At 58.4% G+C, this 12,759-nt stretch carries 11 protein-coding genes; 5 read left to right on the forward strand and 6 right to left on the reverse strand.

Annotated elements, in window-relative coordinates:
• Nucleotides 1–89 precede the first annotated feature (89 nt).
• On the reverse strand, nt 90–1,286 hold the full coding sequence (locus tag ABFT80_RS17750; RefSeq protein ID WP_347973258.1) for a glycosyltransferase family 4 protein: 1,197 nt from the start codon (nt 1,284–1,286) through the stop codon (nt 90–92).
• 211 nt (nt 1,287–1,497) lie between these two features.
• Here ABFT80_RS17750 and ABFT80_RS17755 point away from each other — a divergent pair, with 211 nt between their 5' ends.
• Nucleotides 1,498–2,742 (forward strand): polysaccharide pyruvyl transferase family protein, encoded by a 1,245-nt coding sequence (locus tag ABFT80_RS17755; protein WP_347973259.1) that lies wholly within the window; start codon nt 1,498–1,500, stop codon nt 2,740–2,742.
• Here ABFT80_RS17755 and ABFT80_RS17760 read toward each other — a convergent pair whose 3' ends face one another.
• The 5 genes from ABFT80_RS17760 to derI all read right to left on the reverse strand — a co-directional run bounded on the left by ABFT80_RS17760 (nt 2,743) and on the right by derI (nt 7,661).
• Complete coding sequence (locus ABFT80_RS17760) at nt 2,743–3,675, reverse strand: glycosyltransferase family A protein (protein WP_347973260.1); 933 nt, start codon at nt 3,673–3,675, stop codon at nt 2,743–2,745.
• Nucleotides 3,672–5,165 carry an oligosaccharide flippase family protein gene (locus tag ABFT80_RS17765; protein ID WP_347973261.1) on the reverse strand — a complete coding sequence of 498 codons (1,494 nt, stop codon included), beginning with the start codon at nt 5,163–5,165 and terminating at the stop codon, nt 3,672–3,674. The genes ABFT80_RS17760 and ABFT80_RS17765 overlap by 4 nt, the downstream gene beginning before the upstream one ends.
• Before the next feature lie 415 nt (nt 5,166–5,580).
• Nucleotides 5,581–6,213 (reverse strand): 2-dehydro-3-deoxy-6-phosphogalactonate aldolase, encoded by a 633-nt coding sequence (locus ABFT80_RS17770; protein ID WP_347973262.1) that lies wholly within the window; start codon nt 6,211–6,213, stop codon nt 5,581–5,583.
• Nucleotides 6,210–7,154 carry a 2-dehydro-3-deoxygalactonokinase gene (locus ABFT80_RS17775; protein ID WP_347973263.1) on the reverse strand — a complete coding sequence of 315 codons (945 nt, stop codon included), beginning with the start codon at nt 7,152–7,154 and terminating at the stop codon, nt 6,210–6,212. The genes ABFT80_RS17770 and ABFT80_RS17775 overlap by 4 nt, the downstream gene beginning before the upstream one ends.
• A gap of 45 nt (nt 7,155–7,199) precedes the next feature.
• The gene (gene derI, locus ABFT80_RS17780; RefSeq protein WP_347973264.1) at nt 7,200–7,661 is read right to left on the reverse strand and encodes a D-erythrulose-4-phosphate isomerase; all 462 of its coding nucleotides are present in this window, start codon (nt 7,659–7,661) and stop codon (nt 7,200–7,202) included.
• A 277-nt stretch (nt 7,662–7,938) separates the two neighbouring features.
• On the opposite strand from derI, the gene ABFT80_RS17785 reads away from it, so the two are divergent.
• The 4 genes from ABFT80_RS17785 (at nt 7,939) to ABFT80_RS17800 (ending at nt 12,570) form a co-directional block, all read left to right on the forward strand.
• The gene (locus tag ABFT80_RS17785) at nt 7,939–9,333 is read left to right on the forward strand and encodes a UDP-glucose dehydrogenase family protein (RefSeq protein ID WP_347973381.1); all 1,395 of its coding nucleotides are present in this window, start codon (nt 7,939–7,941) and stop codon (nt 9,331–9,333) included.
• Nucleotides 9,311–10,324, forward strand: a complete 1,014-nt coding sequence (locus tag ABFT80_RS17790; protein ID WP_347973265.1) for a glycosyltransferase family 4 protein — start codon at nt 9,311–9,313, stop codon at nt 10,322–10,324. Before ABFT80_RS17785 ends, ABFT80_RS17790 begins: the two co-directional genes overlap by 23 nt.
• A gap of 66 nt (nt 10,325–10,390) precedes the next feature.
• Nucleotides 10,391–11,302 carry a sugar kinase gene (locus tag ABFT80_RS17795; RefSeq protein WP_347973266.1) on the forward strand — a complete coding sequence of 304 codons (912 nt, stop codon included), beginning with the start codon at nt 10,391–10,393 and terminating at the stop codon, nt 11,300–11,302.
• Nucleotides 11,303–11,382: 80 nt separating this feature from the next.
• Nucleotides 11,383–12,570, forward strand: a complete 1,188-nt coding sequence (locus tag ABFT80_RS17800) for a M24 family metallopeptidase (protein WP_347973267.1) — start codon at nt 11,383–11,385, stop codon at nt 12,568–12,570.
• Nucleotides 12,571–12,759 lie beyond the last annotated feature (189 nt).

The following is a 12,759-nucleotide window of genomic DNA, read 5'->3' on the forward strand; positions in this document are numbered from 1 at the left end:
GGAGCAAACCTGTTTCGCCTGCCAGTTTACGTGCTCCGCGTGTGGTTTCGCCCTCCCAAAAAGAACGTGCCGTTCACGCGAAAGGCGTATCAGATGCGTTCCTTGACCAGCCGTAGCCAGTTCTTCACCCGTGGCGGCAGATAGGTGCGCAGGCCGGGCCGTAGACCGGCGGGTAGCGACCATTGTTCCAGCGGCAATTGCGGCGCGACTGCGGGCCTGCGCTGCGAGATCTTGCCGATGATGTGGGCGTAGCGCGTTGCCATGGCTTCGAGTGAAAATCCCGTCGCTGCCTTGATTTGAGCTGCCTTGGCCATTTCATCCAGCTTCTTCGGATTTTTGGACAGTCCAAGAATTTGCGACGCGGCCTCGTCCATGCTTCCCATGGTGAAGAGCAGGCCGTTTTTTTCGTGATCGACGATCGTGTCGGTGACACCGCGAATGCGTGACACGACCGGCACGCAGCCTGCCGCCATCGCCTCGACCAGCGTGATCCCGAAACCCTCATAACGCGATGGCATGATGAGCAGATCGTGGGCGGCCAGCAATTCCGGAACGTCTTCAGGTGCGACACGTCCTGCAAAGGTGACGCGGGAACGGTGCTGCTGCATTTCCTGTTTCAGCTTCGGCAGATCGGGGCCATCCCCGGCGACGGTCAGCGTGATGTTTCCTGGAAGTCTGCCGAGCAGTTTCGGCAGCCAGAATACGCCCTTTGAGGCATCTTCGACACGGCCGAGAAACACCATTCGCATTTTGCCGCGCTCGCGGGGCTGGCGCTCTATATGCTCGTAAGCTTCGACATCCACCGCATTCGGTATCGCGACGGTCTGGCCGGACGCAAATCCGAAGCGGGTTATGAGATCTTGCGCACAACGCTCGGAGACCCCGACCGTCGCATGAACATTGTCGCGGATCGAGCAGGCCGCGGCATAGGTTCCGGGCGTGATGTTATGCACGATCATCACCCGCAGTAGATCTTCCGGCAGGTAGCGCATGAGATTGGTCTGCACGCGGTCGGCAAGCACATTGACGAAAACACCGTCATAGCCGCCACTGCGCAAAGCGTTGATCAGTGCCGAGGCCAATTCGTTCTGTGACAACACACCGGCGGGATCGATCGACGTTCCGAGTTCCAGCTCGCTGCGCCAAAGTGGATCGCTGAACGCTTCCGTTCTCCCGGCCCCAAGCCAGGTTACATCTATACCGTGAGGGGCAAGGCCTTTTCGGAGCTGTTTGAAAACCGAATAGGTGCCGCCAATATGGGGAAGGCAAAAATAGGCAAATCTCATGCGGTGAAATTAGGTGTTGGATGGCATGCCCGGAAAGTCCGGAATGTCGCCACTCCGATCAGCTTTTCGACGCTGGCTGATGGTCGAGTTCACCCGAAAGGATGAGTATCCAAGAGCATCGCAGTGCAGCAAAATCCCCTTCGCCAATAAGGTCAGCCTACAAGAGCCGGCAAGGCGATATCTGATTTTTTCAGCCCCGCGGAGTTTTCGTATGAAAGTCGGCCTTTTGGGGCAATTCGGCTCGGGGAATTCCGGTAATGATGGCTCGCTCGAGGCGGTCGTGCAGTTTTTGCGCCGAACCCGCCCCGAAGACGAACTCGTCTGCATATGCTCGAATCCTGAAGTCGTGGAAAAGAACCTCGACGTTCAGGCGATAAGCATTACGGCAGCGGAACATCAGGGCCGCGTCTTCCGCTTCTTCGACAAAATCCTGTTCGGCGTGCCGCGGCGGCTGCGGAACGTCATGTTTTCCATCACGACCACGAGTGAGTTCAACGCGATCATCGTGCCGGGAACGGGCATTCTCGACGACTTTCAGGAGAACCCCTTCGGCTGGCCATATGTCCTGTTCCGCTGGTGTCTTGCCGCCTTCTTGGGCGGTACGCAGCTTGCATTCGTGAGCGTCGGGGCAGGGCCGGTAAATCGCCATCTCAGCCGCTGGTTCATCAAGCGGGCAGCCGGGTTTGCGAACTACAGAAGCTACCGGGATCAGGCTTCGCTTCGTTTCATGCAGAGCATAGGCTTCGAAAACAGAGACGACCGAATATTTCCCGACGTCGCTTTCGGCCTGGCCGCGCCAAAGAACGAGTTTCAGCGCGAAGGTTCACCGGTTATCGGTGTCGGCGTCATGTCCTATCACGGGTGGTCGAAAAATGCCGCCGACCGTGAGACCATCCACCACACATATATCGAGAAGCTTCGGATATTCATCGTCTGGCTTGTTCAGAATGGCTACCGCGTGCGTATTCTGACCGGCGATGCGCAAGACTGGCGCGCCGTCGAGGAATTGCAGAAAGCGCTCGTTGCTTCGCTGCCGGACACGAGCGCGATCATTGCCGAGCAGGCAACCGATCTCCACCTCCTGATGGCGCAAATTCAGCAGACGGACATCATCGTTGCAACGCGTTTTCACAATGTGGTCTGCGCGCTCAAACTCGGTCGACCGACGATCTCGATCGGCTACTCCAGCAAGAACGATCAATTGCTGGAGGATATGGCTTTGGGACATTTCTGCCAGCACATCGAGACGTTCGAGGTCGAGATTCTGAAGCGTCAGCTCGATGCTATGATGCAGGAGCGCGAGAGCATCGCGAAAAATATCCAGCGCCGTGTGGAGATTTACAGCCAGCGATTGGCGATGCAGGAATCGATCCTGTTGCAGACGGTTCTGGCAAAGAAACCTAGCAACGAAAATGCGTTTCTCACCGAGGCTGTCGAGCCGGAAAGCACGAGCTGATCAGATGCTTCGCGATCGTCTCGCCAAGTAGCCGAAGGGCGGAAGTATCGCCATCGATGGGCGCGATTTAAGCGCGAACGCCATGAGCTTGGCAGCCCCCGCCTCGCGCCGCGCCATATGCGCCAGCGCAGACCAGTAGGCGCGTTCGCCGAGATTGCGCCTGGCAGTTTCCAGAAGCTCTTTCGCGTCGGACATCGCACGACCTTCGTTTTCGAAGAAGGATTCGAAGGCTGCCTTGAATTCGAGGTTCCAGCGATGAATGTTTGCCACCGTGGCAGACTGGTTGCCGCCATGGACACGCGCAATCGCCTGCTGCCTTTCTGTTTCAACCACATCGCCAAGCAGAGCAATGCGCATCCACATTTCAAGGTCGTCCGTGTGAGGCAGGGACGGACGATAACGTCCGGCGCGCTTTTGCGCCGCTGTCCTGACGATGGCAGTCGGGCCGCTTATGTGATTGCGTCCGGTTTTGCAGAAGCGTTCGATCAGAGCGTGCCCGGCCATCCGGCGCCACGCGTTGCGCGTAGGCTGCGAGCCACTGGCTTTCGCAATATCCTGATCGGTGGAAAAGACGGCCTTGCCATAAACCAGGCTCACCTGCGGGTCGTTTTCCATGATGCCCATTGCATGGCTCAACGCGCCTTTGGTCAGAAGATCGTCCGAGCAAAGGATCAGGAAATAATCGGACTTCGCCCAATCGACGCCATCGTTGAAGGAAGCGTGTGGCCCCATATTCTTCGGGCGCAGCAGCGTCTCGATGCGCGGATCCGCTTTCGCCAGTTCACGCGCCAATTCGGCGCTGTCGTCGTTCGATGCATTGTCGATGATGAGCAACCGCAAGGCGTCTACGTCCTGCGACAGCACGCTTTCGACGCATCCGCGGAGATAGTGTCCGTAATTATAGTTCGGGATGACGACATCGATGCTCGTCATGGCCTTGCCGTTTGTGTACCGCGCGGCGCGCTCGTCTTGCGCATGAGCAGGCCCCTCCAGTTCACCATGTCGGTGACGCCGCGAATTTCTTCGAGGAAGGGGTGTTTTACGATGATCAGGCCGCCGAACCATCCGACTGCCGCGAGTATCATGCAGATAGCCGCATCGAGTACCGTCAGATGCCCACCGAACCCACGCGCCAGAACATAGATCGTCGGCCCGAGCATCGAGATGAATGTAACGATCATGCTGCCGGAAATCGCGGAAAAGATCTGTCGTGATGTGAATGGAACATGCCTGCGGACATACCGGAAAGACATCATCATTTGGAATGGCATGCTGATGAACTGGCTGAGCGCGATCGCAGTCAGGCTGTGAAAGCTCGCCGCGCATAAAATGACGGCCGCGACGATCCGCCCGATAAAGTTCGAGACGAATGCGTCCCGGTTTTCGCCCAAGGCCATGAGCAATGGGTAGGTCAATATGATCGGGAACCAGAAGACGCTGGACAGGGCGATAAGCTGGACGAGCAATATCGCTTCTTCCCATCCGGGGCCGAGAACGATGCGAACGGCCGGTTCGGCCAGTATCGCCATCAGGATCACGCCCGGCCAGTAGATGACCGCGATGTAGCCGAGCGAACGCAGATAGGTTTCCTTGATGTTCGAACCTTCACGCGCAGCGGCGGCAAGCGCCGGAAACGCGACGGTGAAGATCGACGACATCAAAAGCCTGTCAGGTATTCCGCAAACTGCATTGGCACGGTTGAATATGCCGACGGAAGCCATCGGCATGACGCGGCCAAGAACGAGTTGGGGCAGGGCCTCATAGATGCGGTCGGTTATGTAGGTGGCGCCCTTGTAGCGCCCGAAATCGACCAGATGACGCCAGGAGGCGATGCTTGGTTTGAAGACGAGGTAGGATGGGCGCGCAATCAGCGCCAGGATCGTCGTTGCCAACGAACCGATCAGCCCGCCTATCGCGATGCTGAGATAGCTATAGCCGTGCCAGGCGAACCCGATGACTGCGATTGCCGTGATCAGGCTGCCGATGGTCTTGATGCGGGTGATGGTTCCAAATGCCATATCACGACGCATCATGGTGAAAATGGGAAGCGAAAACGCGTCGCTTATCGCGCTCAATATGGACAGCAGCAGGAACGCCTTCAGCTCGACCGCGCCATAAAAATTTTCAAGCCAGCCCGACGCTACAAAAAGCAACAGCGAGAGAATGATGATCAGCCCCATCAGTATCGTTGAGGCGGTGCGCAGATCGTCCCTTGAGACTTCTCGGCGTTGAATGAGGAATTCCGGCGTCGCGAATTCGCGGACTGAAAAGACGATCATCGTTATGCTGGTGGCGATTGCGCTGATGCCGATTTCGGCAGGCGTTAGAAGACGCGACAGAACCGCGATGACGGCGAAGCCAATCACCAATCCCAGATACTGTTCGAGGGCCGCCATTATAAAGGCCAGCCGCACAATCTTCATCTTGCCATCCCACCCTGCCCGCGGCGTTTGCGCACGAACCATTCGCAGTCGGTGCTTTAAAGACCTGAGAGCACCGATGACGATTTCGCAGCGAATTCGCCAATAATCGCAGTTTAATGCCTGCGTCGGGGCGCGAAACATGGCTATCGGGGTTAGGGAACACGCAAAATGGCGTAGCAAGCGGCATATTCGACGATGTGCGAGGGGTAGCCGCGAGGAGCGGCCAGTGTGTCGTGAACGGCTGATTTATGGTTGCTCGGCAGGATTACCCCCACTCCGTCCGCTTCGCGGCCACCTCTCCCCCATTTCATGAGGGAGAGGAAATGCAGTGCTTGCAAGGTGCGCGCTTCCTCTCCCCCGCGAAGCGGGGGAGAGGTGGCCGCGAAGCGGACGGAGTGGGGGTACTTACTTCGTTTTACCCGAATACTGCGTCATATGCCTGAACGGCAGAGATGGCATTCTTGCGAACCTGATTTTCGTCGAAGCCCGCCTTATAGAGGCTCGAGCCAAGTCCGAACGCGTTGACGCCCGCCTTTGCATAACGCGCGAAATCGCCATCACTCACACCGCCCACTGCGCCGACGATGGTGTCTTTCGGCAGCACCGATCGAACGGCGGCTATCCCGTCGGCGCCAAGTGCCGAAGCGGGAAAGAATTTCAACCCGGAAGCACCGGCCTCCAGTGCCTGAAACGCTTCGCTAGGCGTGAACACGCCGGGCATGGTGACCATTCCGAGCTGACCGGCGCGGATAATAGCGGCAGGCACGACATTCGGGCTGACCATGAGCTTGCCGCCTGCGGCCCTCACGGCTTCGACATCACTTACCGAAAGCATCGTGCCGCCACCGACCAGAATGGTGTCGGGCAGGTTTTCGCTAAGGATACGGATGGATTCGAGAGGATCGGGAGAGTTGAGTGGAACTTCGACGGCCTCGAAGCCTGCCTCGACCAGGGCATTTCCAATCACCAGAACCTCATCAGGTTTCACCCCGCGCAGGATCGCCACGAGATTGCGCTTGAGGTTCGGCCATTCGACGCGCGTGCTCATGCGGCACTCCTTTGGAAGATGATCTCGGCTGCATGATGCAGCCCTTTGCGTACGGCCTTGTCGGCGTCGGTCACACGCACGGTGCCGCCTGCTGCCGCAACTGCTGCGCTGTAAAGCGCTTCCATCGGGCCGGAAGCCACCAGTTCGACGTTCTTTCCGTGGCGTTTCATCTGGCTTGCCACTTCCGCGCCAATCAGGATTCCGCTCAGTCGGTCGGCGATTTCTTCGCCATCTGTGCCGAACAGAAGCTGTCTGGCACGTAGCGAAAACATCCGCTCGATCGTGCGATCCGGGTCGCTGATGCCGATGGCCAGCCCATCCTGAAATGCGGGCGACTGCGCATCGCCGGTCGGTTTCGCATCACCGATGGAATGCCGCACGATCGACTGCCTGGCGATCAGCGAAAACAGTTCGCCCGTCATGACGGTCGAAAAATCGCGGATCTGGCCGTTCTCGCAAAGCACCCATTTCGAATGCGTTCCGGGCATGGCGACGATACCGCTGACGTCTGGCCGCTCGAGAAGCAGGCCGAGCAATTGGGTTTCCTCGCCGCGCATTACATCCGGCGCTTGCTCGTTTCGATTGGCGAGGCCGGGCAGGATGAAGGTTTTGTACGGCGCGCCTTCTGGTTCAACCGCGCCTGCCGAGATCGTTTCGGCGGAAGCCGGCAACGGACCATAAGGCGCTTCCTGCCATCCCTGCCGCGCGCCGACCATGCCGCACATCACGACGCCGATGGTCTGCTTGCCGGCATCTGCGCCGGCAAGCGTTTCAATATGTCGGCGGAGCACCGCTGGAAAATTTCCCTGCTCGACGGCCTGCATACCCTCAGCAGAGCGGCTTTCGGCAATAGGCTCGCCATCCGCGCTCAAAAGCCATGCACGGAAGCTCGACGTGCCCCAATCGACCGCAACGATCTTTTCCACGGCGTCAATCGGCAATGGTCGTTTCCTTTCAGGGAAATGCTCGGAAAATGGCGCTTCCGATTATTTGTTGTACTTCTTGTCCAGCGCATCCATTGCGTCGACATTGCCTGCGGAGCGGCCATTCGCGTCGAATTCCGAGCGAAGCCATGCATCGACAATCGACTTTGCGACTTCCGAACCGATGACGCGTGCGCCCATCGTGATGATCTGCGCATTGTTGCTGAGCTGCGCGCGTTCGGCCGAATAGGTGTCATGCGTCAGTGCTGCGCGAATGCCCGGAACCTTGTTGGCCGAAATGCAGACGCCGATGCCGGTGCCGCAAACGAGAATGCCTCGGTCGAAACGACCATCGAGAATGGCAAGCGACGTGCGCTCTGCAACGCCCGCGTAGAACTCGTTGGCTTCGTTGTTTTCCGGTTTGCTGAGATCAGCGATCTCAAGCCCGCTTTTTGACGATAGATGTTCGAGGATCACCTTGACCAGCGGCTCGCCTGCGCTGTCGCCTGCAACGGCTATCTTCATTTCATTCTCCTACCTGATGTTCTGCGATGAGGGGCGGAAGGGACGATCGCCGCTTCTTGTCACCATGATTATGGCTGCCGGTGCGGACAATACACCCCGAAATCGTGTCGGCTACAGTGAAATTTTCCGAGCGTTCGGAATATCCCGCGAATTTTTCAAAGCAATCAGGCGGTGCGGTGTAATCAAGCTGTCAAACAGAAGGCTTAGGCAGAGGGCGTGAACGCGAATCAGGGTGGTGAATTTGACCATCCGCTTTCAGCCGCGAGAGGGTCTGGCCGTGAAGATCGCAATCATCGGCACCGGTTATGTGGGTCTGGTTTCCGCCGCCTGCTTTTCACGCTGGGGACATGATGTCCTCGCTGTCGATAAGGATGCAGGCAAGATCGCCGGATTGAAGCGCGGCGCCATGCCGATCTTCGAACCGGGCCTGGAAGATCTGGTGCGCGAGGGCGTTGAAAGCGGAAAGCTCTCCTTCGGCACCGACACTGCAGATGCTGTTCGCAATGCCGACATTGTCATGATCGCGGTCGGCACGCCGCCGCGCCTTCGTGACGGAGAGGCCGATCTCGCTTACGTCTACGATGCAGCGAAGGAAGTCGCGCAGGCGATGAACGGTTTTACCGTTGTAGTCACCAAATCGACGGTGCCGGTCGGAACAGGTGATGAGATCGAACGCATCATTCGCCGCGCGCGGCCGGATGCGGATTTCGCTGTGGCCTCCAACCCGGAATTCATGCGCGAGGGATGCGCGATCGCGGATTTTCAGCGGCCGGATCGGATCGTGGTTGGTGTCGATGACGAACGCGCCCGCACGCTTCTTCATGCCGCCTATGAGCCTTTGACGAATAACGGCATACCGATGGTAACGACGGAGCGCCGCACCGCCGAGCTTATCAAATATGCGGCCAATGCGTTTCTCGCGGTAAAGATTTCCTACATCAACGAAATGGCCGATCTTTGCGAAAGCGTCGGCGTGAATGTTCGTGAGGTAGCGCTTGGCATGGGGCTTGATCATCGCATCGGTCCGGGTTTCCTGAATGCTGGTCCGGGTTATGGCGGCTCCTGCTTTCCGAAGGACACTCTGGCGCTGCTGCGGACCTCGCAGGATTACGGCGTGCCGATGCGCATTGTGCAGGAATCCGTCGTGGTCAACGATGCTAGAAAACGGCGCATGGCGCTGAAGGTCATCGACGCGTTGGGCGGCGACGCCAATGGCCGCACGGTTGCGATCCTCGGCCTGACCTTCAAGCCTGGCACTGACGATATGCGCGAGGCGCCGTCCATTCCGCTGATCGAGGCGCTGCAAAGGGCAGGCGCGATCATCCGCGCGCACGATCCCGAAGGCATGGAAAACGCTCGCTCTGTCATGGACGATGTAGGCTTTTTCGAAGACCCGTATCAATGCGTGCGCGGGGCCGATTGCGTCGTGCTGATGACCGATTGGAAAAGCTTCAAAGCGCTCGATCTCGCCCGCGTGGCGCGCAGCGTTCGCCGCCGTGCAATCGTCGATTTCCGCAATCTTTTCGACCGGGAAGCCGCTGAGTTGAACGGCTTCTCGCTAAGCGCGATCGGCTCGCCCAACCGAAGCGCCAAGCGTCATTCCGCAGGCACTGCCGCTTTGCCGAAGCAAATTATCGAGGAAATCCGCAATGCGCATATTGATCGTCACTGACGCCTGGCGTCCGCAGGTCAACGGCGTTGTCCGAACGCTCGAAACGCTTGCCGAAGCGCTGCAGGATTTCGATGTCGAGGTGGAATTTCTGACACCCGATGGTTTTCCGAGCCTGCCGCTGCCATCCTACCCGGAAATCCGCCTCGCAATGGCGACCTCGGCGCAGATCGCGCGGCGCATCGATGCCGTCGCGCCCGACGCCATTCACATCGCAACCGAAGGCCCGCTCGGCTTCATGGCACGCCGCTTCTGCCTGGCGCGGGGCAGAGCGTTTACCACCAGCTATCACACCAAATTTCCGGAACTGGTTCACGCAAGAACGCCGATGCCGGAAAGCTGGACCTACCGCCTGCTGCGCCGCTTTCACAATGCCGGGCAGGGAATGCTCGTCGCGACGCCATCGCTAGGTCGTGAGCTTTCAGCGCTTGGCTTCAAGAACATCAGGCCGTGGACGCGCGGCGTCGATACGCAGCATTTCAACCCTGATCGTCGCAAGGATTTGGGGCTGCCGGGACCGATCTTCCTGTGTGTCGGACGGCTCGCGGTCGAGAAGAACCTTCCGGCCTTTCTCGATCTCGACCTGCCGGGCAGCAAGGTGATCGTCGGCGATGGACCTGAATTCGCCAATCTCAAAAACCGCTACCCGGACGTGCATTTTCTGGGCACCAAAACAGGCGATGAACTGGCCGAAATCTACGCGTCCGCCGATGTTTTCGTTTTTCCAAGTCGCACCGACACATTCGGCAATGTCCTTTTGGAAGCGCTGGCGAGCGGCTGCCCGATCGTAGGTTTCCCGGTCACCGGCCCGCTCGATATTGTAGGCGATGGTATAGGCGGGGTGCTGTCCGAAGATTTGCGCGAAGCCGCCCTCGGCGCGCTCGAAGTCTCGCGCAGCGTGGCGCGTGAAAAAGCGCTTACCTACAATTGGAGCGAATGCGCCGCGCAGTTCCTCCAGCACCTTCAACCTGCCGAACAGAACATCGCCGCCTGATAATCCGGGTTGCCCGAAAGCGCGCTCACCCCTATTGCATGGCAAAGCGAGCAAGCGGGAGTGGCAATGTCGGGCAATCGTTTCCTGTCGATCGGCGAATGCATGATCGAACTGTCTCAGGCCGGTGACGGCCTTTTGCGCAAGGGCTTTGCGGGGGACACGTTCAACACCGCCTGGTACGCGCGCGCATTCCTGCCCGATCATTGGTCGGTCGCCTATCTGACCGGCCTCGGCGACGATGCCGCGTCCGACGAAATGCGTGCCTTTATCGAAGGCGCGGGCGTCGAGACAGATGCTATTCGAACAGTGCCCGGCAGGTCGCCTGGCCTTTACATGATTCACCTAAAAAACGGCGAACGCTCTTTCAGCTACTGGCGTGAAACATCTGCGGCCAAGCAGCTTGCGGCTGACCCGGAGCATCTTCGCAACGCAATTGACGCGAGCGACACGGTCTATTTTTCAGGAATAACGCTGGCGATTTTATCAAAAACCGACCGCGACGCGCTGCTTTCCGAGCTTTCGCAGGCAAGAAATGCCGGAAAGAATGTCGTTTTCGATCCGAATATCAGACCTCGTTTGTGGACCGACCGGGAAACGATGCTCTCCGCCGTGACAGAGGGCGCGAAAGTGTCGAGCATCGTCATGCCAAGTTTTGACGACGAGGCGACGCATTTCGGCGACAAATCCGTCGAGGAAACGGCAACACGTTATCGCGACGCCGGTGCAGAAACAGTCGTCGTGAAAAACGGCGAAGCGGGCGTCACCATCGTTTCGGAAAACCAGAACGCGTTCGTGCCGGCAACTTTGGCGAATGCGGTGATCGACACGACAAGCGCTGGCGACAGTTTCAACGGAGCGTTTCTTGCCAGCTATCTCAATGACGGTGACGCACTGAAGGCGGCTGCGTTTGGAGCGAAAATCGCATCGGCAGTTATTGGCCATCATGGCGCTCTTATCGAAAAGAACAAGCTGCTGTAAAATGGCCTGAACCGGATTGTCAAACTGGTCCGACCAGATAGAATGAGGTGAAACAGGGGCGGTAGTTTCGGGAGGAAACGATGAACCTTGCCACCGGCGCGGCGAAGGCCAATGCTGTTCCATTCGATCATTCGCGTCTCGACCGCCTCATGGAAGAGGCGGGCATTGATGTGTTGCTGGCGACGTCCAAGCACAATGTTCAATATCTGCTTGGCGGATATAAATTCATCTTCTTCGCGGCCATGGATGCGATCGGCCACAGCCGTTATCTGCCCGTGCTGATCTACGAAAAGGGCAGGCCGGAAAACGCCGCCTATATCGGCAATCGCATGGAAGGCGGGGAGCATCAGAACAATCCGTTCTGGACGTCTGCGGTTCACACCGCGACCTGGGGCACCATGGATGCGGCCGCTCTTGCCATCGAACATCTGCGGAAAACCGGCAAGAATAATGCCCGCATCGGCGTCGAACTGTCATTCCTGCCCGCCGATGCCTTCAAGGCAATCACCGACGCGCTGCCAGATGCGACACTGGTCGATGTCTACTCCACGATGGAGCGCATGCGCGCGATCAAGACGCCGGAAGAACTGGATAAGCTGCGCAGTGCTTCCGAGTTGATAACGGATTCGATGCTGGCCGTTTTTGCTTCGCAAGGCGAAGGCGCGACCAAGCAGGGTATCGTCGATGCGCTTCGCCGCGAAGAAACTGCGCGCGGGCTTCATTTCGAATATTGCCTGCTGACGCTAGGAGCCAGCCATAACCGCGCCGTCTCGCCGCAAAGCTGGAAAAAAGGCGAGGTGATGTCGCTGGATTCCGGCGGCAATTATCACGGTTACATCGGTGATCTATGCCGCATGGCCGTGCTGGGCGAGCCGGATTCCGAATTGCAGGATCTGCTGGCGGAAATCGAAGCGGTTCAGCAGGCGGCGTTCACACTCTGCAAGCCGGGTGTGCTTGGCGGAGACATGATCGCGCATGCCGAAAAGGTTTTGAAAGCTTCGCCCAGTGCGTCTTTTACGGATTTTTTTGCGCATGGCATGGGCCTTATTAGCCACGAAGCGCCATTCCTGATGACCAACCATCCGGTGACCTACGAGGGCGTGGATGCGGCACATCCTCTCGAAGAAGGCATGGTGCTTTCAGTCGAGACGACAATGCTTCACCCGACACGCGGCTTCATCAAGCTGGAGGACACCGTGGCTATCACTGCGGACGGCCACGAAATGTTCGGGCAGCGCGGTCGCGGCTGGAATATCGGCGGCGTTTAGGGTGGTTCCTATTTGATGTAATCGCGAGGCACCCCCTCTGCCCTGCCGGGCATCTCCCCCTCAAGGGGGGAGATTGGCTGACACAGCTCTCCGCCTTCATTCTGCAACGTTGGCAATCGGCGCTACGCGTTAATGCTAGGCTAATCTCCCCCCTTGAGGGGGAGATGCCCGGCAGGGCAGAGGGGGGTG

Origin of the sequence: Foliimonas ilicis (genome assembly GCF_039939195.1) — a bacterium.
GTDB classification, from domain to species: domain Bacteria; phylum Pseudomonadota; class Alphaproteobacteria; order Rhizobiales; family Rhizobiaceae; genus Foliimonas; species Foliimonas ilicis.